Source organism: Bradyrhizobium rifense (assembly GCF_008123425.1).
Lineage (GTDB): Bacteria > Pseudomonadota > Alphaproteobacteria > Rhizobiales > Xanthobacteraceae > Bradyrhizobium > Bradyrhizobium rifense.
This window is the reverse complement of sequence record NZ_VSSS01000001.1, coordinates 124,561-145,662: the sequence shown is the minus strand read 5'-3', so window position 1 is coordinate 145,662 and position 21,102 is coordinate 124,561. Positions and strand designations below refer to the sequence as shown.

Below are 21,102 nucleotides of genomic sequence, written 5' to 3'. Positions count from 1 at the left end.
GCCGCGGACTCGGTGCACCTCTCCCCCTTGCGGGAGAGGTCGGCGCATAGCGCCGGGTGAGGGTTCTCTCCTCTTGGGGGCTCTTGATTGTGGATACACCCTCTCCCCAACCCTCTCCCGCAAGCGGGAGAGGGAGCGCACCATCGGCGCATCTACCGACAAAAATTTCGCCGCAAGCCCGATCGACCCGTCTCAGGGATAGCGAGCGTCGCGTTCGGCGTTCTGCCTGAGCCGATTGTTGCTGACATGAAATGGTTGCTCGTGGCCGCGCTCGCGGCCGGACTGGCGTCGCCCGCCTTTGCCGCTGATGCCCCGGCGGCAAAGCCCGTGGTCAAGGCGCCTGTGCCTGCGGGCTTCAACTGGACCAGTTGCTATGTCGGCGTCCAGGGCGGCGGCTCCTGGGGCAAGAGCGAGCACGTCGCGCGCGCCGGCGATGCCGTCGGTCCGACCATAACAGGCACCTTCAACCTCACCGGCGGCGTCGCGGGCGGAGCTTTCGGCTGCGATTTCCAGATCGAGAAGACTGTGCTCGGCTTCGAGAACGACGCGTCATGGACCAACCAGCGCGGCTCCGTGCCTGATATGCCGCCCTTCAACGGCGCGGCGACGAGCCGCACGCGAGAAAAGTGGATCGACATGTTCCGCGGCCGCGTCGGCTACGCGCTCGATCGGTTTCTGATCTACGGGACCGCCGGCATCGCCTTTGCCGGCACCGATGTCACCGTCTCCAATCCGGCGGGGCAGGTCACGGACTCCAAGACCCGCGCCGGCCTCGCGGCCGGACTCGGCGGCGAATGGGCGGCGTGGACCGATAGCTGGGGCGCGGTGAGCTTCAAGCTCGAATACATTCACGCCGATTTCGGCAGCAAGCGATATGTCGATCCGGCCGTCCCGATTGGCGCATTCACCGTGATCACGCGCGATGTCAGGCTGACTGACGATATCGTCCGCGCCGGCGTGAATGTGCGCTTCAACTGGGACAGCCCCGTCGTCACAAAAGACTAAAGCGGGTCGCCTAACCCTTGCCTAACCCTTGCCTTCGCGCTTGCCGTCGTCCAGCGGTACCACCGTGCCCTTGCCGCTCATCGCCGACAGCGCATCAAGCGCTTCCTCGCAGAAATCGGCCACCATCTGCTCGTGCCGCGCGCCGAGGCGGAGCAGCAGCAGATTGCCGAGGTCGAGCACGCCTGAGGCCGTCCCTTCGGGAAAACGCTTCTTCAGGATCCGCTCGTAATTCTCGTGCCGGTCGCGGTGATGCTCCAGGCGGTCCATCAGATCGGTGCGGATAGGCTCGATGTCGATGCTGTCCAGCGCATGCAGCCGGATCAGCAGGTCGTCCTTGATCGAGGGAGGGGTGCTCGGTCGCGCGGCCCAGTGCCGCAGCGCTGTTCGTCCTTCCGGAGTGAGGGTATAGATGAGTTTATTGGGCTTGCCGGACTGGACGACCTCACGGCCCTGGATGTAGCCGCGGTCGCGCAGCTTGGAGAGCTCGCGATAGATCTGCTGGTGGTCGGCCTTCCAGAAAAAGCCGATCGAAGAGTCGAACGTCTTGGCGAGCTCGTAACCCGTCATCGGACGTTCCGTCAGGCATGCGAGGATCGCGTCGCCCAGCGCCATGTGACCTGCCTCCCTGTGACCTTAACCAAGCAGCTTGACTTTATGCGTATCGACGCATATGCGTCAATGTGCATATGGGGTGGTCCAAGGTCGGGGCTCCAAACCGACCAGAAAACCCAGCGGAATCAACCTCCTTGCTACTGTGCATGGGGTTGTTTTCGAGTTTTTGCCAAGGCCTTTGATTCAAGACCTTTGATTCAAGGCCTTTGATCCACGGGAGGGACCTGACAATGACCGGCCTCGACTCCTGGTACGCCTTCATGAAGTCCCATGATGCGAAAGCGCTCTGGGACCTGCTCCATCCTGACGCCGTGTTCGAAAGCCCCGTCGTGCATTCCCCGCAGCGCGGGCGCGACATCACCTTCAAATATCTCGCCAGCGCCGAGAAGGTGCTCGGCGGTCCCGGCTTCAGCTATGTCGGCGAGTGGACCAGCGCTGACGGTGCCGTGCTCGAATTCAAGACGATCATCGACGGCATCGAGGTCAACGGCGTCGACATCATCACCTTCGATGCCAAGGGACGAATCACAAATTTCAAGGTGATGGTGCGTCCGCTCAAGGCCATCAACATGCTGCACCGCCTGATGGCGGAGCAGCTCGCCGCCGCTCAATCATAATTCAGCATCATCACTTCAAGGCTTGCCGGGAGACCACCATGCCGATCTACAAAGCCCCCGTCGAAGACGTGAACTTCCTGCTCAACGACGTCTTCCAGATCGACCGCTACGACAATCTCGCCGGCTTCTCCGATGCATCGAGCGACGTGCGCGAAGCAATCCTGGGCGAAGCCGCAAAGCTCTCTGAAGAGGTGCTCCAGCCGCTCAATCGCGTCGGCGATCTCGAAGGCTGCAAGCGCGCCGACGACGGCAGCGTCACCACGCCCAAGGGTTTTAAGGACGCGTTCAAGCAGGTCGTTGAAGGCGGTTGGCTCGGCCTGTCGGCGCCGACCGAGTTCGGCGGCCAGGGCCTGCCGGTGGCGCTGAGCCAGGCGGTCAACGAATTCCAGATCTCCGCCAACATGGCGTTCTCGATGTATGGCGGCCTCACCATGGGCGCGACCGCCGCGCTGATCGTTCATGGCACGCCGGAGCAGAAGCAGACCTACGTGCCGAAGATGGTCGCCGGCGAATGGACCGGCACCATGAACCTGACCGAGCCGCATTGCGGCACCGATCTCGGCATGCTCCGCACCAAGGCGGTGCGCCAGGCGGATGGCAGCTTCAAGATCACGGGCACCAAGATCTTCATCTCGGCCGGCGAGCATGACCTCGCCCCCAACATCATCCACCTCGTGCTCGCCCGCGTCGAGGGCGCACCCGCCGGCATCAAGGGCGTGTCGCTGTTCGTGGTGCCGAAATTCCTGGTGAATGCCGATGGTTCGGTGGGGCAGCGCAATGGCGTCGTCTGTGGCTCGATCGAGCACAAGATGGGCATCCACGGCAATTCGACCTGCGTGATGAACTACGACAGCGCCACCGGCTGGCTGATCGGCGAAGAGAACAAGGGCATGCAGGGCATGTTCGTGATGATGAACGAGGCCCGCCTCGGCGTCGCGGTGCAGGGTCTCGCGCAGTCCGAGGTCGCCTACCAGAACGCGGTCGCCTACGCGCGCGAGCGTATCCAGGGCCGTTCGCTCACCGGCGTGAAGGCGCCGGACAAGCCGGCCGATCCGATCATCGTGCATCCCGATGTCCGCCGCACGCTGCTCTCGATCCGCGCCTTCAACGAGGCCGCACGCGCCTTCGTGATGTGGACCGCGCTGAAGAGCGACGTCGCGCATCGCTCCGAAGATCCCAAGGACCGTCAGGCCGCTGACGATCACATGGGCCTGATGACGCCCGTGCTGAAAGGCTTCCTCACCGACTACGGCTTTGCCAACGCGGTGCAGGCGCAGCAGATGTATGGCGGCCACGGCTACATCGCCGAGCAGGGCATGGAGCAGTTCGTGCGCGATGCCCGCATCGCGATGATCTATGAAGGCGCCAACGGCATCCAGGCGCTCGACCTCGTCGGCCGCAAGCTGCCGCGCGACGGCGGCCGTGCCATCATGGCATTCTTCGGCGAGGTCATGGCCTTCGCCAAGGAGAACGGCAGCGACGAGGGGCTGAAGCCTTTCATCACCCCGCTGTCGGCCTCGCTCGGCCATCTCCAGCAGGCCACGACCTGGCTGATGCAGAACGCGATGGCGAAGCCGGACAATGCCGGTGCCGCCGCAACGGATTACCTGCATCTCTTCGGCTTCGTCGCGCTCGGCTACATGTGGGCGAAGATGGCCAAGGTCACGCAGGCCAAGATTGCCGCCAGCGGGGCGACGCCCTATCTCTCGACCAAGCTCGTGACCGGCCGCTTCTTCATGGAGCGGATGCTGCCGGAGACCGCGGCCAATCTCGCGCGCATCCAGTCCGGTTGCGCCACCATCATGGAACTGCCGGCGGAAGCGTTCTGAGCCTGCTTCCGCGTCATCAAAATTCGAACAACAGATCAGGAGGGCGTCATGCCTGAGGCATTCATCTACGATCACGTCCGCACCCCCCGCGGCCGCGGCAAGGCGGACGGCGCGCTGCACGAAGTCACCGCGCTGGCGCTCGCCACCGTACCGTTGAAGGCGCTGAAGGACCGCAACAATCTGCCGGAAGATTCCGTCGATGACGTCGTGCTCGGCGTGGTCGATCCGGTCGGCGAAGCCGGCTCCGACATCGCGCGCTTCGCGGCGCTGAAGGCGGGTCTCGGCGAGGCCGTCCCCGGCGTTCAGATCAGCCGCTTCTGCGCCTCCGGCCTCGACGCCGTGAATTTTGCCGCAGCCCAGGTGATGAGCGGCCAGCATGAGCTCGTGATCGGCGGCGGCGCCGAATCGATGAGCCGCGTCGGCATCGGCGCCTCCGGCGGTGCCTGGCCGATGGATCCGTCGATGGCGGTGCCGGCTTACTTCATGCCGCAGGGCGTTTCGGCTGACCTGATCGCCACCAAATACGGCTTCTCGCGCGACGACGTCGATGCCTATGCCGTGCAGAGCCAGCAGCGCGCCGGCAAGGCCTGGGATGAAGGCCGCTTCAACAAGTCGGTGGTGCCGGTGAAGGACATCAACGGCCTCACCATCCTCGCCAAGGACGAGCATATGCGTCCCTCGACGACGATGCAGTCGCTGGCGCAGCTGCAGCCGTCGTTCACGATGATGGCGCAGATGGGTGGCTTCGACGGCGTCGCGGTACAGTCGCACCCGGAGATCGAGCGCGTCAACTACGTGCACCACGCCGGCAACTCCTCGGGCATCGTCGATGGCGCCGGTGCGGTGCTGCTCGGCAGCAAGGAGGCGGGCGCGAAGTACGGCCTCAAGCCGCGCGCAAAAATCCGCGCATTTGCCAACGTCGGCTCCGAGCCGGCGATGATGCTGACGGGTCCGGTCGACGTCACCGAAAAGCTGTTCGCACGTTCCGGCATGAAGAAGTCGGATATCGACCTGTTCGAACTCAACGAGGCCTTTGCCTCGGTGGTGTTGCGCTACATCCAGGCCTTCGACATCGACAACGCCAAGATCAACGTCAACGGCGGTGCCATCGCGCTCGGTCATCCGCTCGGCGCCACCGGCGCGATGATCCTGGGCACCGTGCTCGACGAGCTCGAGCGCACCAACAAGTCCACCGCCCTGGTTACGCTGTGCATCGGCGGCGGCATGGGCACCGCGACCATCATCGAGCGCGTCTAAGGGTAGGGGAGCAACCAACATGGCTTACAAGAACTTCAAGGTTGAGACCGATTCCGACGGCATCGCGCTCGTCACCTGGGACATCCCGGATCGTTCGATGAACGTGCTCGACGAGACCTCGACCAGCGAGCTCGATGCGATCGTCAAGGCGACCACGGCTGATGCCGCGGTGAAGGGCGTCGTTATCACCTCCGCGAAGGAGGCGTTCTGCGCCGGCGCCGATTTGTCGATGCTCGAAGGCCTGAACCGGGCTTACGCCAAGGTTTTCAAGGAGCAGGGTGAGACCGCGGCGAACCAGATGCTGTTCGACCAGAGCCGGGGCTTCTCGCAGGTGCTGCGCTCGATCGAGACCTCCGGCAAGCCGTGGGCGGCCGCGATCAATGGCCTCGCGCTCGGCGGCGGATTCGAGATTACGCTGTGCTGCCACTATCGCGTGGCGGCCGAGAATCCCAAGACGCGCCTCGGCCTGCCCGAGGTCAAGGTCGGCCTGTTCCCCGGCGCCGGCGGCACGCAACGCGTGCCGCGCCTGGTACCGCCGCAGGACGCGATGACGATTCTGCTCAAGGGCGACCCGGTCACGCTCGACAAGGCCAAGCAGCTCAATCTGATCCACGCGATCGTGCCGGCTGCCGATCTCGTCAAGGCGGCGAAGGACTGGATCAAGGGCGGCGGCAAGGCTGTCGCGCCCTGGGACGAGAAGGGTTTCAAGCTGCCCGGCGGCCCGGTATTCTCCAAGGCCGGCATGATGATGTTCCCGGCCGGCAACGCGATCTATCGCCGCGAGACCTACGACAACTATCCGGCCGCGCGCGCGATCATGAGCTGCGTCTATGAAGGCTTGCAGCTGCCGATCGACGCGGCACTGCGCGTCGAGTCGCGCTACTTCACCTCGGTGCTGCGCTCGAAGGAAGCGGCTGCGATGATCCGCAGCCTGTTCCTCTCGATGCAGGAGCTCAACAAGGGCGCGCGCCGTCCGCAGGGCGTGCCCGCGACCAAGGTGAAGAAGATCGCCGTGATCGGCGCCGGCTTCATGGGTGCGAGCGTCGGTTACGTCTCGGCCCGTGCCGGTCTCGACGTCGTGCTGATCGATCGCGACCAGGAGAGTGCCGACAAGGGCAAGGCGCATGCGCAAAAGTTGATCGAAGAGCAGATCAAGAAGGGCCGCGCCAAGCCGACCGACGCCGAGGCGCTGCTCGCGCGCATCACGCCGACCGCGGACTATGCCGCGTTGAAGGACGTCGACCTCGTCATCGAGGCCGTGTTCGAGGACCGCAAGGTCAAGGCGGAGACTTTTGCCAAGGCGCAGGAGTATCTCAAGCCCGACGTGATCTTCGCGTCGAATACCTCGACGTTGCCGATCACCTCGCTGGCTGAGGGCTTCAAGGACCAGGGCAAGTTCGTCGGCATCCACTTCTTCTCGCCGGTCGAGAAGATGATGCTGGTCGAGATCATCAAGGGCAAGAACACCGGTGATGTCGCGCTGGCGACCGCGCTCGACTACGTCCGGCAGATCGGCAAGACGCCGATCGTGGTCAACGACAGCCGCGGCTTCTTCGCCAATCGCTGCGTCGGCCGCTACGTCGCCGAAGGCAACGAGATGTTCCTCGAAGGCGTGCCGCCCGCGATGATCGAGAATTGCGCCAAGATGGCCGGCATGCCGGTCGGCCCACTCTCGCTGTCTGACGAAGTCGCGCTCGACCTCGGCCTCAAGATCATGAAGGCGACCGAAGCCGATCTCGGCCCCAACGCCATCAACCCCGATCAGAAGAAGCTGATGGTTGAACTGGTCGAGAAGCAGGGCCGCCTCGGCCGCAAGAACAAGAAGGGCTTCTATGATTATCCTGAGGGCAAGGGTCAGAAGAGCCTGTGGCCGGGCCTGTCCGCGCTGCAGCCGAAGCAGCTCGATCCCGACACGCTCGACATCGAGGAGTTGAAGCAGCGCTTCCTGGTCGTGCAGGCGGTGGAAGCCGCGCGCACAGTCGAGGATCACGTCATCACGGATCCGCGCGAAGCCGATGTCGGCTCGATCCTCGGCTTCGGCTTCGCGCCGTTCACCGGCGGCACGCTGTCCTATATCGACTTTATGGGCACGAAGAAGTTCGTCGAGCTCTGCCACAAGCTCGAGGCGAAATACGGCTCGCGCTTCACGCCGCCGAAGCTTCTCGAAGAGATGGCCGCGAAGGGTGAAACGTTCTACGGCCGCTTCGCGCCAAAGAAGGCAGCTGCTGCCTAATCGATCGCGTTCGCTTGAAACGAGAAGGCCGGATCGTGGATCCGGCCTTTTTGTTTTCCAGCGACATCATCACGGTTACGTCAGATTAGTTCCCAGGTTGTGGAACCGGTCACAAAATCCCGGTAGGAACCGTGCCAGAGTCCCGCTGCCACACTGTCGCGCAATTGTCATAAGCGCGTCAAAGCGGCGCCGTTCTTTTGCTCGGCCTTGGCATCACTCTTGCTAACCAGTCGGGTGATGAACCTGTTGGGACACTTGCCGCTCCATCGGCAAGTTGAAGACGAAATAAGAAAGTGTCCTTGATGAACTCTTTGGTGCTGCGGAAGACCGCGCTCGGTCGCGATGTCTCCGCGAAAATTGCTGTTACGCCTGCGCTCGGCCGCATTCTGCCGGTGCAAAGGCCGGCGCGTCTGCGCCGCAGGGGGCCCGTGCTTTGGGCGGCGTTGGCGTTATTTGTGCTCGCGGCGGATTTTCTGCTCGCCTCTCTCGCCTGGCTCGCCGTCGACTTCGTCATGCGGTGAGACGTCCCGCGCGTAACGCAGATAGGTTGTCGCGAAGTAGGCGAGCTGGGAGGCGGCAAGACAGATGGCAATGACGGTCACGCCCGCCATCATTCCGAAGTCGTAAACGCGAAGAATGATCGCCGCGAAAATTGCGATAAAGGGCGAAAGCACGACCAGCGCCCAGATCCTGAAAGCACAGCCTGTCGCTATTCCCGCCAATGCGCTTGCAGCGATCAGGACGATGGCAATCGTCAAGTTCAACCCCGATGCGAGTCCGAAAATTCTTCAATCAATTACGTCAAGCTCGCCCGCTTTGCGGGTACTGACAAGACAGCACCACTTACATTCCACGAACAGTAGTTCATAAGTCTAATAAGAGGTAATCCGGCGAAGGGGTTTCGCGCCGGTGTCGGCTTACAGCCCAATAGGAAAGGCCGGATCGTTGATCCGGCCTTTGGCTTGCTGAGCATTGCGAGCGTTCACGCGGCCTGCACCAGCCCTTCCTTCTTCAAGGCCTCCTGCACCTTCGGCCGTGCCGCGACGCGGGCCTTGTAGGCGGTGAGGTTTGGCATTGCCGAGAGGTCCAACTTCATCCGGTCGGCCCAGGTCAGCATCGTGAAGAGATAGCCGTCAGCGACCGAGAACTGCTTGCCCATCAGGTAGTCGCGGCCGACGAGCTCGCTGTCGATGTGCTTCAGCTTGCCCATGACGCGGTCCTTGAAGAACGCCTTGGCGTCGTCATTCAGCGCCGGTGCGAACAGCGGGCCAAAGCTCTTGTGCACCTCGGAGGTGAGGAAGTTCAGCCATTCGAGCAGCTTGTAGCGCTCGGAACTGTCGCGCGCAGGAGCCAGCGCCCTGGCCGGGGCCTTGTCGGCGATCATCTGGACAATGACCGGACCTTCGGTCACGATCTCGCCACTGTCGAGGCCCAGCGCGGGGACCTGACCCTTTGGATTCACCTTCAGATAGTCGTCCCCATTCTCGAGCTTCTTGGCCCGGAGATCGACCTTGACCAGCTCATAGGGCAGGTCGGCCTCCAGGAGCGCGATATGGGGGGACAGCGAGCAGGCGCCGGGCGAGTAATACAGTTTCATGGAATTTCCTCCTCTTGACGCTTGGTTGGGGCGAAAGAACGCCTACATGCGCCTGCATGCAATAGTCAAGATTGATGCAGGTGCATCGAGTGGGGTAAGAAGCGGGCGACCAGTTTGAGCGGGACCATGAAACGCAAACCATCGACCGAGGCAACCAGTGCCTGGATCCGCCTGATGCGGGTGCAGAGCCGTGTGCTCGACTGCGTCGAGCAGGACCTGAAGAAGGCCGGGTTCCCGCCACTGGCATGGTACGACGCGCTGCTCGAATTGTCGCGCGCGCCGAGCGGAGAGCTGCGCCCGGTGGAACTCGAGCGGCAGATGCTGATCCCGCAATACTCCACCTCGCGCCTGATCGACCGCCTGGTCGATGAGGGGCTCGCCTCCCGGCGCGAATGCAAGATCGACAAACGCGGCCAGTTCGTCGAGATCACCGAGGCTGGCCGCGAGCTGCAGAAGCGGATGTGGGGCGCCTATTCGGCTGCGATCGAGAAATATGTCGGCTCGAAACTGTCCGATGCCGATGCCGTCAAGCTCAGTGGTCTGCTCGACCGCCTGGGCTGCGCGTGCGGCGAGATGAAACTGCCGCCCGTCGTCAACGTCAACGAAACCTCGCCGTCGCGATGACCGCGCGGCAAACCAGCACGTCCGCGCGCCCCGGTGGGTTCGCGGACCATCCCGTCACCCGCGCGCATTCGATCGAAGCGCTTCTGATTAGAGTTTGATATGGCGCGAGACCAGATCGATATGACGCCGCTGCAATCGCGCGACGAGCTCGTTGCGTGGTTTGAGGAAGGCTGCAAGGACCCGTCCGAGTTCCGCATGGGCACCGAGCACGAGAAGACGCCGTTCACGCTCGAAGGCCACCGTCCAGTGCCCTATGAGGGCGCGCGCGGCATCGGGGCACTGCTCGAAGGCATGAAGCTCCTGCTCGGCTGGGAGCCGATCATGGAGAAGGGCAACATCATCGGTCTCTACGACGTCACCGGCGGCGGCGCGATCTCGCTCGAGCCCGGCGGACAGTTTGAGCTCTCCGGCGCGCCGGTCGAGAACGTGCACCAGACCCAGAGCGAGCTGATGGCGCATCTGGCGCAGGTGCGCGAGATCGCGACCCCGCTCGGCATCGGCTTCCTCGGGCTCGGCATGACGCCGTCCTGGTCGCGCGCCGACATCCCGGTGATGCCCAAGGGCCGCTACAAGATCATGACCAATTACATGCCGAAGGTCGGCCAATACGGCCTCGACATGATGTACCGGACTTGCACCGTGCAGACCAATCTCGATTTCTCGTCCGAAGCCGACATGGTCAAGAAGCTGCGCGTCTCGCTGGCGCTGCAGCCGGTGGCGACCGCTTTGTTCGCCAACTCGCCGTTCACCGAAGGCAAGCCGAACGGCTTCCTGTCCTTCCGCTCCGAGATCTGGCGCGACACCGACAATGCGCGTTCGGGCATGATGCCGTGGGCGTTCGAGGATGGCATGGGTTTCGAGCGCTATGTCGACTACGCGCTCGACGTGCCCATGTATTTCGTCAAGCGCGGCGACGACTATATCGACGTGTCGGGCTCCTCATTCCGCGCCTTCTTCGACGGCCGCAACAACAATCTGCCCGGCGAGCGTCCCACCCTGTCGGACTGGGCCAACCATCTCTCGACGATCTTCCCGGAAGTGCGGCTCAAGCGCTACCTCGAGATGCGCGGCTCCGATGGCGGCCCGTGGGGCCGTCTGCCGGCGCTGTCGGCGTTCTGGGCCGGGCTGCTCTATGACGACGTATCGCTCGACGCCGCCTGGGATCTGGTGAAGCACTGGACCGCGCCCGAGCGTCAGGCGCTCCGCGACGACGTGCCGCGCTTCGGCTTCAAGGCGCGGATCAAGGACCGCTATCTGTTCGAGATCGCCAAGGAATGCCTCGTTCTGGCACATGCGGGCCTGCGTCGCCGCGGCCGCATCGACGCGATCGGCCGCGACGAGACCCGGCATCTGGAGCCGCTCGACCGCATCATCGATTCCGGCCGGACCCCGGCCGAAGAGATGCTCGAGAAGTTCAACGGCGCCTGGAAGGGCTCGGTGGAACCGGCCTACGCGGAATACGCGTTCTAGAGCCATCTCCGTCTTGCTCTAGGCAAATAGGCCAACGACCAGGTTTTAGGCCGTTCATCGCCCATACAGGTTTGCGGCGATCAAATGACCGGCTGAAAAACCTGAGCGCCGTCAATAACTCGAAAGCTGTTCCGATGGGGAAGCGCCGCCTGCCTGGGGCCGTCATGGCCAAGGCCCTGGCCAGCGTCGTGGCTTGCGTCACGCTGCTGTCGCTCGCGTTTGCGAGCGGGCCTGCGCGCGCCCAGACGGCGTTCGACCGGCCCGGCGGGGATTATTTCAACACGCCGGTCACGTCAGGTGATCCCGAGGACTGCGCGTTGCTCTGCGAGCGCGATCGCAAATGCCGGTCGTGGAGCTTCAGCTATCCCGACATCGACGGCGCTGCCGCAGTGTGCTGGCTCAAGAATACCGTGCCGCCGCGGGTGCCGGGTAGTTGCTGTATCTCCGGCGTGCGCGGCGCCGGCGTGATCGAGCCGCGTGTCGAGGGCGTGGAGACCTCGATCGACCGCCCCGGCGGCGATTTGCGTAATTTCGACCTCAAGGAAGGCGAAGGCGAGGACATCTGCAAGGCCGCCTGCACCGCCGACAACAAATGCCGCGCCTTCACCTATGCCCGTCCCGGCTACACCGGCCGGGAAGCGCGCTGCTTCCTGAAAAAGGACATCAAGCCGCCGCGGCGGAAGGCGGGGTTCACGTCGGGTGTGGTGAGGTAGGCAAGGTGCCGTAGCGGTGGGCAAAGGCGCGAAGCGCCGTGCCCACCGTCTTTCGCAATCGCGACGAGAAGTGGTGGGCACGCTACGCTTTGCCCACCCTACGAGAGCTCACTCCGCGGCAATCACCGTAAGCTCCGGCCACAACGCTTTCCATCGCGCCGCCTTCGCGGTGTAATTTGCTGCGGAGAAATTCGGGCCCGGATTGGGCCGCACGATCAATCTCTCGACGTCGTCGAACCCATGCGGCGCGTAGACCTCGTGACCATCGCCCGAGCGCCTCACGCCCACTTGCGTGTTTTGCGTGAGGAAGCGGTCGATGCCGTCAGCCGCGCGCCTCAAGGGCGGATAGGGCAGGCCATGCTTGCCAGGATACCACAGATGCACGCGCGCCTGGTTGCGGGTCTCGATCTTGACGCCGAGGTGCCCGAGTCGCGCATGCACGTCCCGGATCACTGCATCCTCCGCGCCCCACGAGGTATCCGGATCGAAATAGAACACGTCGTAATCGGCGATACCGTGATCGATGGCACGGCCGGTGAGGACATTCCACACCGTCTGCACCAGGCATCCCGAGACCAGCCACGCATCCGGCAGGGCGAGGCGCTGGAGCTCGTCGAGGATTGCGACGTTGACCGGGTTCTTCAGCGCCAGCGCGAGAAAGCGGTCCTCATTCATCGCGTGCGTCACGCGCCCTCGCGCGCATCATAGTCCGCTCGCGCAACCTTCGATGCCAGCGCGCGCCAACGCCGCCGGAGAAACGGTTCGACGATCGCGCGCCTGGCCTTGGACAGGCGGATCAGCACGATCGGATAGTCGGCGTAGTGATCGGTGAAATAGAAGATTTTCGGCTGGCTCGCGACCAGCATCGCGCGCTCGTCGATCGGGACATCCGGCATCACCAGGCTGTCGCCATCCTCTTTCAGGCGCGCCAGCATCTTCTTGCGCACTTTCAGCGCCGGCGTGCCGTAGGAGGTGCCGTCCTCGACCTCCGGCCACGTCAGCGCAAATTTTCTGACGTCGTCGAAGGTCATGAGGATCAGCTCAGTGCACGGCGGTGAAGAACCGCGCGAGGCGGAAGCCGGAGAGCCAGGTCCACACCGGCTGGCCGCGCATGCCGAGATCCCAGGAGCCGAGTACGGCATCGGCGCGGCCGACGAGATTGTCGACCGGCAGCAGGCCGACGCCGCCGGAGCGCAGCGGCACGCGGCTGTCGGCGGAGTTGTCTCGGTTATCGCCGAGCACGAACAGATGTCCGGCCGGCACCGTCACTTCCTGCGTGTTGTCGAGCGGACCGTTGTCGCGCATCTTGAAGATCAGGTGCTTGACGCCGTTCGGCAGCGTCTCGACATAGCGGTAGGCGGGCTCGCTGCCGCCATTGTCGTCCTCGGCGGCACCAACGCCATCCGGCTTCAATTCGGCGGGACGGTCATTGATGAAGAGCTGACCCTGTCGCATCTGGATGCGATCGCCGGGCAGGCCCACCACGCGCTTGACCCAGGCCTGCGAGCGGTCGCCGGGCCAGCGGAACACCACGACATCGCCTGCCTTCGGCGTTTCCGCGAAGACGCGGCCGGTTTCCGGCAAATTGATCTGGATCGGCAGCGACGAGGTGCCGTAGCCATAGGGGAATTTCGAAGCGAGCAGGGCATCGCCGATCAACAGCGTCGGCTCCATCGAGCCCGATGGCACGTAGAACGGTTCGGCCAGCGCGCCCTTGGCGATGAAGACGGCGGCAACGATGCCGGCGAGCTGCACCAGCTGACCGCCCCAACCGCTGCTCTTCCGCTTGGTGCTGACAGTTATTTTCTCAACGCTCATGCGCCCGTTCCACCCACCGTAATGCGTTCCATCAGCAGCGACGGCTGGCCGACGCCGACCGGCACGCCCTGGCCATTCTTGCCGCAGGTGCCGATGCCGGTATCCAGCGCGAGATCGTTGCCGATCATGCGGATGCGATGCAGGTCGGTCGGCCCGTTGCCGATCAGCATGGCGCCCTTCAGCGGCGCGCCGATCTTGCCGTTCTCGATCTTGTAGGCCTCGGTGCACTGGAAGACGTATTTGCCCGAGGTGATGTCGACCTGTCCGCCGCCGAAATTCGCGGCAAACACGCCGTTCTTCACCGACGCGAGAATCTCGGCCGGGTCGCGGTCGCCCGCGAGCATGTAGGTGTTGGTCATGCGTGGCATCGGCACATGGGCATAGCCCTGGCGGCGGCCGTTGCCGGTCGGCTTCATGTTCATCAACCGCGCGTTCTGGCGGTCCTGCATGTAGCCGACCAGGATGCCGTCCTCGATCAGCACGGTGCGATTGGTCGGCGTGCCCTCGTCGTCGATCGACAGCGAGCCGCGGCGCGAGGCAATGGTGCCGTCATCGACCACGGTGACGCCCTTGGCTGCGACCTGCTGGCCCATCAGGCCGGCAAAGGCCGACGTCTTCTTGCGGTTGAAGTCGCCTTCGAGGCCATGACCGACCGCTTCATGCAGCATCACGCCGGGCCAGCCGGCGCCGAGCACGACGTCCATCTCGCCGGCAGGGGCGGGAATCGATTCCAGATTGACCAGCGCCTCGCGCAACGCGCCATCGGCGGCGTCGCGCCAGTTCTTGCTCTCGATGAATTCGGCATAGCCGGCGCGGCCGCCATAACCCTTGCTGCCGCTCTCCTGGCGGTCGCCCTGGCCGGCGACGACGGAGACGTTGACGCGCACCAGCGGACGGATGTCGCGATAGCTCTCGCCGTCGGGCCGCAGGATCTCGACGACCTGCCAGGTCGCACCCAGGCTGACGCTGACCTGCCGCACCCGCGGATCCTTGTCGCGCAGATAAGCGTCGATTTCGGCGAGCAGCTTGACCTTGGTCTCGAAGCCCGGCGCGTCCAGCGGGTTGTCGTCACTATAAAGCCGCACGTTGGTATGCGCCGGCGGGGCGGCAAAGCTGCCGGAATAGCCGCCGCGGACGGCCGCGACTGCGTCGGCTGCGCGAATCAGCGCCGGCAGCGACACGTCCGAGGAATGCGCATAGCCGACCGCATCGTCCTTGACCGCGCGCAGGCCAAACCCTTGCGAGGTGTCATAGGTCGCCTGCTTCAGCCGCCCATTGTCGAACATCAGCGCTTCGGTCTGGCTGTATTCCAGGAACAATTCGCCGTCGTCGGCACCGGCAAGGCCACGCGCGAGCTCGTGGCGAACCTGGTCGCGGTCGAGATTGGCGCGGTCGAGCAGGGAGGCTGTGGCAGGATTGGTCATGCGTCCGTCCATTATCCGATGATGTGAGGCAAGATAATGGTTTCCCGGTTATTCCGCGAGGGGCGGGCCGTCACATTACGGAAACGATAGGTGCGCCTTCCCCTTAAGCCGGCCTTCAAAATTTCAGTCTATTTGGATGCCTCATCCGGACTGACGTCGCGAGAGCCTCGGCATGTGGAATTCCCTGCTGGCATTGCTGGATCAGTATCATGGCCTGATCATCGGCTTCGCCGTTCTCGCGCTGGTCCTGCCCGCAAATCTGCTCATCTATCGGCGCAACTGGACATCCTATCCGACGCGGGAGGCCTATCTCGCAGCCCATCCCGGCTGCGACACCGTGGACGGCATCGTTTGCGCGAAATGCCGCCAGAAGGCGGCGAGCATGGCGGTGCCCCATGCCGGGCGCCTTTATCGCTGCACCTGGTGTGACACGGAGCTTTATCGCGTGGACAGAGCGTGAGGGCAGCCTACGGCAGCTTGTCGTAGCCCTCGCCGAGCCCGTTCAGGCTGAGCGGGAAGCCGATGCCTTCCTCGGGCGTCTCGAAGATGATGAAGGTCGCGGTCTTGGCGCTGCGGAGCTGGCCGAGCAGCTTGTCGTCCATGACGACCTCGGCGACGCAGCCATTCGGCAGGCAGCGGACGAAGCCGGCGCGGCCGACGTCCTGGTTGTCGAGCTTCAGCCCGAGGCCGGAGGGCAGCAGCACGCCCAAGGGGGCGACCACGCGCATCAGGCGGCTCTTCTGGTCGGCGGTCTTGAGCACGATCACGGTGAGGCCGGCGTTGGAGCGGTCTTCCGCCACCACGCTCTGGATCAGGGCGCATTGCTCGGCCTGGGCGCCCGGCGGGGTGTCGCAGCGGATCTGCCAGTCGCCATGGACGGACCGCACCGCGCCCTGCGCATGGGCGAGGTCCGGCAATGCAAGGAGAAGGGCGGCGGCCAGCAGGCAGATCAGCGCCTTGAGGCCATCAGCCGGCCTTGCCATGCATCTCGAAAGCCCCATCGGGGTCGGTCCCTCTGCTCGCCTGGGTCGCTCGCGCTGGTGGACTGATACGGCAATGACGGCGTCTTGAAGGCAATTCCCAAGCAAATCCCGCGCCGCCTTGGCCCGCCGTCGCCGGCACGAATCAGGTTCCTGCGCAACTGTCCGTCAGTGCCTACCGCGGGCAATTCAGCTGTCAAGCGGCGGCCTCCCGGGAAACGGTATTTTTGTCTGATGTTGCTGGGAAATATCTTGCGGGTGATGGCAGGCAGACCGAGCCGAAGACTGCATTGCGATAGATCAAGAATTATGGTTTGAGAGGCTTGATTTCGGCGTTTGAGCGATCTGGCCCCAATTCCTCTTAGAGGTATTCTTGCGCGGCGGTTTGTCGGACGGGCGGGTCGAATAAGCATTTCCCGGAAATAGGGCAATGCACTCGGGGTGATTTCGTAAGGGGAGCGCGAGCGGCATGAGGATGTCGAAGAGTCGGGTGGGCCGGCATTTGCTGGGATTGGCCACCATCGCCTTGGTGGCGGCTGGCGTCACGCTGGCGACGGGCGGCGCGGCATTTGCCGAGCTCGGGCAGCCGGAGCCGTGGGAATGGCACCTGCAGGCCTCCGGGTCTCCGGTGATGGACAACATCGTCTGGTTCCACGACTTCTTGTCCGTCCTGATCATCGTCATCACGCTGTTCGTGCTGGCGCTGCTCGTGGTCGTGGTGGTGAAGTTCAATTCGAAGGCCAATCCGGTGCCGTCGCGGACCACCCACAACACGGTGATCGAGGTGGTGTGGACGCTGGTACCGGTGCTGATCCTGGTCGGCATCGCGGTGCCGTCGTTCCGCCTGCTGTTCCTCGAGCTCGACGTGCCGAAGGCGGATCTGACCATCAAGGCCACCGGCAAGCAGTGGTACTGGTCCTACGCCTATCCTGATAACGGCAAGTTCGAGTTCGACTCGCTGATGGCCCAGGACAAGCAGCCCCGGCTGCTCGGCGTCGACAACGAGTTGGTGGTGCCGGTCAACAAGGTGATTCGCGTTCAGGTCACCGGCGCCGACGTCATTCACGCCTTCGCGCTGCCGGCCTTCGGCGTCAAGATCGACGCCATTCCGGGCCGCCTGAACGAGACCTGGTTCAAGGCCACCAAGACCGGCATGTTCTACGGCCAGTGCTCGGAGCTCTGCGGCAAGGACCACGCCTTCATGCCGATCGCTATTCGCGTGGTGAGCGACCAGGAGTTTGCCTCCTGGGTTGAAACGGCGAAAAAGAAATATGCGAGCGGCGGCACCAGCACTTTCGCCTCCGCGGCCAGCCCGGCGCAGTAAGCGCCGGGTGACGGCTTGAGGGACTGAAAGCGACATAAAGGGCGGGACCTCCAAAGGTCCGAATGGGACGCAAGGCAGGATTTGACAATGGCAACGAGCGCAGCGGCACACGGCGATCACGCGCAAGACCACGGACATGACCACGAGCACGCCCATCCGACCGGATGGCGGCGCTACGTCTATTCGACCAATCACAAGGACATCGGCACGATGTACCTGATCTTCGCGGTCATCGCCGGCATCATCGGTGCCGCGATGTCGATCGCGATCCGTGCCGAGTTGATGTATCCGGGCGTGCAGATATTCCACGAAACGCACACCTATAACGTGTTCGTGACCTCGCACGGCCTGATCATGATCTTCTTCATGGTCATGCCCGCGATGATCGGCGGCTTCGGCAACTGGTTCGTGCCGCTGATGATCGGTGCGCCTGACATGGCGTTCCCGCGCATGAACAACATCTCGTTCTGGCTGCTGCCGGCCTCGTTCGGTCTGCTGCTGATGTCGACCTTTGTCGAGGGTGAGCCGGGCGCGAACGGTGTCGGCGCCGGCTGGACCATGTATGCGCCGCTGTCGAGCTCCGGCCATCCGGGCCCGGCCGTCGACTTCGCGATCCTCTCGCTCCATCTGGCGGGCGCTTCGTCGATCCTCGGTGCCATCAACTTCATCACCACCATCTTCAACATGCGCGCGCCGGGCATGACCCTGCACAAGATGCCGCTGTTCGTGTGGTCGATCCTGGTGACGGTGTTCCTGCTGCTGCTGTCGCTGCCGGTGCTTGCCGGTGCGATCACCATGCTGCTGACTGACCGCAACTTCGGCACCAGCTTCTTCTCGCCTGACGGCGGCGGCGATCCCGTGCTGTTCCAGCATCTGTTCTGGTTCTTCGGCCACCCCGAAGTGTACATCCTGATCCTGCCCGGCTTCGGCATGATCAGCCAGATCGTCTCGACTTTCTCGCGCAAGCCCGTGTTCGGCTATCTCGGCATGGCCTACGCCATGGTCGCGATCGGCGGCATCGGCTTCGTGGTGTGGGCGCATCACATGTACACGGTCGGCATGTCGTCGGCGACGCAGGCCTATTTCGTCGCCGCCACGATGGTGATCGCGGTTCCGACCGGCGTGAAGATCTTCTCCTGGATCGCCACGATGTGGGGCGGCTCGATTGATTTTCGCGCGCCGATGATCTGGGCGGTGGGCTTCATCTTCCTGTTCACGGTCGGTGGCGTCACTGGCGTCGTGCTGGCGAATGCCGGCGTCGACCGCGTGCTCCAGGAGACCTACTACGTCGTCGCCCACTTCCACTACGTGCTGTCGCTCGGCGCGGTGTTCGCGATCTTCGCCGGCTGGTACTACTGGTTCCCGAAGATGTCGGGCTACATGTACAACGAGACGCTGGCCAAGGCGCACTTCTGGTTCACCTTCGTCGGCGTCAACCTGGTGTTCTTCCCGCAGCACTTCCTCGGCCTGTCGGGCATGCCGCGCCGCTATGTCGACTATCCGGATGCGTTCGCCGGCTGGAACCTGATCTCGTCGATCGGCTCCTACATCTCCGGCTTCGGCGTCTTGATCTTCCTCTACTGCGTGCTCGACGCCTTCATGAAGAAGGTCCCTGCGGGTGACAATCCCTGGGGTGCGGGCGCCACCACGCTGGAGTGGACGCTGCCCTCTCCGCCGCCCTTCCACCAGTTCGAAGTGCTGCCCCGCGTGCAGTAATCGTAACTCCCGCGGCGCCCGTAACGGGCGCCGCGGCTCTATAACGAAGCGAGTTGAATTAGTGTCCGTCCTCGACCAGAACGCCATCGATATCAATCCCCGCATCTCCGAGGCGGAGGTCGGCGACTATCTCGCGCTGCTGAAGCCGCGGGTGATGTCGCTCGTGATCTTCACCGCACTGGTCGGGATGGCGATGGCGCCGGGGCACTTCCACTGGGTGCTCGCGATCACCTCACTGCTCTGCATCGCGGTCGGCGCCGGCGCCTCCGGCGCGCTCAACATGGCGCTCGAGGGCGACATCGACGCCAAGATGTCGCGCACGGCGAACCGCCCGATCCCGCGCGGCCGCATCACCCGGCCCGAGGCGATGACGTTCGGCATGACGCTCGCCTTCTTCTCGGTGATGACGCTCGGCATCCTCGTCAACTGGATCGCGGGCGCGCTGCTCGCCTTCACCATCTTCTTTTACGTCGTGATCTACACGATGGGCCTGAAGCGCAGGACCGCGCAGAACATCGTGATCGGCGGCGCCGCCGGCGCGCTGCCGCCGGTGGTGGCCTGGGCTTCCGTCACCGGGACGGTCGACGTCGAGCCGCTGCTGCTGTTTGCCATCATCTTCTTCTGGACGCCGCCGCACTTCTGGGCGCTGGCGCTGTTCCGCTCCGACGACTATGCCCGCGCCGGCATTCCGATGCTGCCCAACGTCGCCGGCCCCGACGCGACCCGTCTCCAGATCCTGCTCTACACCATCGTGCTGATCGCAGTGGCTGCCGCGCCCTGGGCGCTCGGCTATTTCGATGCCATCTACGGCGTCACCTCGCTGGTGCTCGGCGCCGGCATGCTGGTGCTCGCCATCAACGTCTATATCCGCCGCGAACGCAGCCAGTCGCTGCGCGCGACGCGAAAACTGTTTGCCTTCTCGATCCTGTACCTGTTCGCGCTGTTTGCGACCTTGCTGGCCGAGGTCGTGTACCGCGCGGTTGCTCCGATGGTCGGGGGCGCATGAGGCTGGGATGGCTGACAAACCCGAGCCAGATGGAATCGTCCTCACCGAGGCGCAGCAGAAGAGCCGTCGTCAGCGCTCGATCGCGATCGCGCTTGCGCTCGGTGTTCTCGTCATCCTGTTTTTCGCCGTCACCATGGTCAAGGGACCGGCGGTTCTAGTTCGGCCAATGTGAGAGAGATGGATCGAGAGCCGACCATATCGCAGGACGTGACCCCAAAGGCGGTGCGCCGTGGTTTGGGTCGCGACGCGTTGGTCGCTTCGATCTGCGGCGGCGTGGTCGCGCTGATGGTCGGCGCGTCCTATGCGGCGGTGCCGTTCTACAACTGGTTCTGCCGCGCCACCGGCTTCAACGGCACGACCCAGGTCGCGACCTCGGCGCCTGCGACCGGCCCGATCGCACGCAAGATCGCGGTGCGCTTCGATTCCAACGTCGCGCCCGGTCTGCCCTGGAAGTTCGAGCCTGAGCAGACCGAGGTCGAGGTCAATATCGGTCAGGTCACCACGATCTACTACACCGTGACCAACCAGGCCGCGCGCACCACCTCCGGGCAAGCCGCCTACAATGTCGCGCCGCTGACGGTCGGATCCTATTTCCAGAAGATCAACTGCTTCTGCTTCACCGAGCAGACCATGGCGCCCGGCGAGAAGCGCGAGATGCCCGTGGTGTTCTACGTCGATCCGTCGATCGTCGACGACCACGACAATGACGGGCTCGGCACCATCACGCTGTCCTACACGTTCTATCCGGTGAAGGATCCAGTGGTGAAGCCGCTCGCATCCGGGGATGACGACAAACGCAAGGGAAATCTCCAGCCGCCGGGTTGACGCTCAGGGTTGGAATAAGGGGATAAGTGCCGGACAGGCACGGGATTGAGGA

Annotated in this window: 22 protein-coding genes; 14 read left to right on the top strand and 8 right to left on the bottom strand. The window is 63.9% G+C overall.

Annotation, left to right across the window (positions count from 1 at the left end; genetic code table 11):
• The first annotated feature begins 246 nt into the window (after positions 1-246).
• Positions 247-1,005 carry an outer membrane protein gene (locus FXB40_RS00680; protein WP_148770158.1) on the top strand — a complete coding sequence of 253 codons (759 nt, stop codon included), beginning with the start codon at positions 247-249 and terminating at the stop codon, positions 1,003-1,005.
• Between the two features lie 21 nt (positions 1,006-1,026).
• On the opposite strand, the gene FXB40_RS00675 is transcribed toward FXB40_RS00680, so the two are convergent.
• Entirely contained in the window at positions 1,027-1,617 is a 591-nt protein-coding gene (locus FXB40_RS00675) for a PadR family transcriptional regulator (protein ID WP_148770156.1), read from the bottom strand.
• A 230-nt stretch (positions 1,618-1,847) separates the two neighbouring features.
• On the opposite strand from FXB40_RS00675, the gene FXB40_RS00670 reads away from it, so the two are divergent.
• From FXB40_RS00670 to FXB40_RS00655, 4 genes are read left to right on the top strand one after another with little or no spacing between them, the layout of a single operon-like run.
• Positions 1,848-2,234 carry a nuclear transport factor 2 family protein gene (locus FXB40_RS00670; RefSeq protein ID WP_148770154.1) on the top strand — a complete coding sequence of 129 codons (387 nt, stop codon included), beginning with the start codon at positions 1,848-1,850 and terminating at the stop codon, positions 2,232-2,234.
• Positions 2,235-2,272: 38 nt separating this feature from the next.
• The gene (locus FXB40_RS00665) at positions 2,273-4,063 is read left to right on the top strand and encodes an acyl-CoA dehydrogenase C-terminal domain-containing protein (RefSeq protein ID WP_148770152.1); all 1,791 of its coding nucleotides are present in this window, start codon (positions 2,273-2,275) and stop codon (positions 4,061-4,063) included.
• A 48-nt stretch (positions 4,064-4,111) separates the two neighbouring features.
• The gene (locus tag FXB40_RS00660) at positions 4,112-5,320 is read left to right on the top strand and encodes an acetyl-CoA C-acetyltransferase (RefSeq protein WP_148770150.1); all 1,209 of its coding nucleotides are present in this window, start codon (positions 4,112-4,114) and stop codon (positions 5,318-5,320) included.
• A gap of 19 nt (positions 5,321-5,339) precedes the next feature.
• Positions 5,340-7,553 carry an FAD-dependent oxidoreductase gene (locus FXB40_RS00655; RefSeq protein ID WP_148770148.1) on the top strand — a complete coding sequence of 738 codons (2,214 nt, stop codon included), beginning with the start codon at positions 5,340-5,342 and terminating at the stop codon, positions 7,551-7,553.
• 449 nt (positions 7,554-8,002) lie between these two features.
• Here FXB40_RS00655 and FXB40_RS00645 read toward each other — a convergent pair whose 3' ends face one another.
• Both FXB40_RS00645 and gstA read right to left on the bottom strand, forming a co-directional pair.
• Complete coding sequence (locus FXB40_RS00645) at positions 8,003-8,311, bottom strand: hypothetical protein (RefSeq protein WP_187436574.1); 309 nt, start codon at positions 8,309-8,311, stop codon at positions 8,003-8,005.
• A gap of 224 nt (positions 8,312-8,535) precedes the next feature.
• Positions 8,536-9,150, bottom strand: a complete 615-nt coding sequence (gstA, locus tag FXB40_RS00640; protein WP_148770146.1) for a glutathione transferase GstA — start codon at positions 9,148-9,150, stop codon at positions 8,536-8,538.
• 126 nt (positions 9,151-9,276) lie between these two features.
• Here gstA and FXB40_RS00635 point away from each other — a divergent pair, with 126 nt between their 5' ends.
• From FXB40_RS00635 to FXB40_RS00625, 3 genes are all read left to right on the top strand, one after another.
• Positions 9,277-9,774, top strand: coding sequence for a MarR family winged helix-turn-helix transcriptional regulator (locus FXB40_RS00635; RefSeq protein ID WP_148770144.1), 498 nt, complete (start codon positions 9,277-9,279; stop codon positions 9,772-9,774).
• Between the two features lie 99 nt (positions 9,775-9,873).
• Positions 9,874-11,244, top strand: coding sequence for a glutamate--cysteine ligase (locus tag FXB40_RS00630; RefSeq protein WP_148770142.1), 1,371 nt, complete (start codon positions 9,874-9,876; stop codon positions 11,242-11,244).
• 134 nt (positions 11,245-11,378) lie between these two features.
• Positions 11,379-11,957, top strand: coding sequence for a PAN domain-containing protein (locus tag FXB40_RS00625; protein ID WP_148770140.1), 579 nt, complete (start codon positions 11,379-11,381; stop codon positions 11,955-11,957).
• A 108-nt stretch (positions 11,958-12,065) separates the two neighbouring features.
• Here the strand turns inward: FXB40_RS00625 and FXB40_RS00620 are convergent, their stop codons facing one another.
• Genes FXB40_RS00620 through tldD form a run of 4 tightly spaced genes read right to left on the bottom strand, consistent with a single transcriptional unit; the run spans position 12,066 to position 15,199 of the window.
• A complete protein-coding gene (locus tag FXB40_RS00620) occupies positions 12,066-12,632 on the bottom strand; it encodes a nucleotidyltransferase family protein (protein WP_148770208.1) in 567 nt (188 codons plus the stop codon).
• Positions 12,633-12,640: 8 nt separating this feature from the next.
• Complete coding sequence (locus FXB40_RS00615; RefSeq protein WP_148770138.1) at positions 12,641-12,988, bottom strand: MmcQ/YjbR family DNA-binding protein; 348 nt, start codon at positions 12,986-12,988, stop codon at positions 12,641-12,643.
• A 10-nt stretch (positions 12,989-12,998) separates the two neighbouring features.
• On the bottom strand, positions 12,999-13,775 hold the full coding sequence (lepB, locus tag FXB40_RS00610; RefSeq protein ID WP_148770136.1) for a signal peptidase I: 777 nt from the start codon (positions 13,773-13,775) through the stop codon (positions 12,999-13,001).
• Positions 13,772-15,199 (bottom strand): metalloprotease TldD, encoded by a 1,428-nt coding sequence (gene tldD / locus FXB40_RS00605; protein ID WP_148770134.1) that lies wholly within the window; start codon positions 15,197-15,199, stop codon positions 13,772-13,774. Before tldD ends, lepB begins: the two co-directional genes overlap by 4 nt.
• A 172-nt stretch (positions 15,200-15,371) precedes the next feature.
• Between tldD and FXB40_RS00600 the strand changes: the two genes are divergently transcribed.
• Positions 15,372-15,659 carry a hypothetical protein gene (locus tag FXB40_RS00600; protein ID WP_148770132.1) on the top strand — a complete coding sequence of 96 codons (288 nt, stop codon included), beginning with the start codon at positions 15,372-15,374 and terminating at the stop codon, positions 15,657-15,659.
• Between the two features lie 7 nt (positions 15,660-15,666).
• Here FXB40_RS00600 and FXB40_RS00595 read toward each other — a convergent pair whose 3' ends face one another.
• Entirely contained in the window at positions 15,667-16,200 is a 534-nt protein-coding gene (locus tag FXB40_RS00595; protein WP_187436573.1) for an invasion associated locus B family protein, read from the bottom strand.
• A gap of 448 nt (positions 16,201-16,648) precedes the next feature.
• On the opposite strand from FXB40_RS00595, the gene coxB reads away from it, so the two are divergent.
• The 5 genes from coxB to FXB40_RS00570 all read left to right on the top strand — a co-directional run bounded on the left by coxB (position 16,649) and on the right by FXB40_RS00570 (position 21,050).
• A complete protein-coding gene (coxB, locus tag FXB40_RS00590; RefSeq protein WP_148770128.1) occupies positions 16,649-17,503 on the top strand; it encodes a cytochrome c oxidase subunit II in 855 nt (284 codons plus the stop codon).
• Between the two features lie 87 nt (positions 17,504-17,590).
• Positions 17,591-19,219, top strand: a complete 1,629-nt coding sequence (gene ctaD / locus FXB40_RS00585; protein WP_148770126.1) for a cytochrome c oxidase subunit I — start codon at positions 17,591-17,593, stop codon at positions 19,217-19,219.
• Between the two features lie 61 nt (positions 19,220-19,280).
• On the top strand, positions 19,281-20,225 hold the full coding sequence (locus FXB40_RS00580) for a heme o synthase (RefSeq protein ID WP_148770124.1): 945 nt from the start codon (positions 19,281-19,283) through the stop codon (positions 20,223-20,225).
• 7 nt (positions 20,226-20,232) lie between these two features.
• Complete coding sequence (locus FXB40_RS00575; RefSeq protein WP_148770122.1) at positions 20,233-20,397, top strand: CoxF protein; 165 nt, start codon at positions 20,233-20,235, stop codon at positions 20,395-20,397.
• Positions 20,398-20,402: 5 nt separating this feature from the next.
• Entirely contained in the window at positions 20,403-21,050 is a 648-nt protein-coding gene (locus FXB40_RS00570; RefSeq protein WP_148770120.1) for a cytochrome c oxidase assembly protein, read from the top strand.
• The last annotated feature ends 52 nt before the right edge of the window (positions 21,051-21,102 follow it).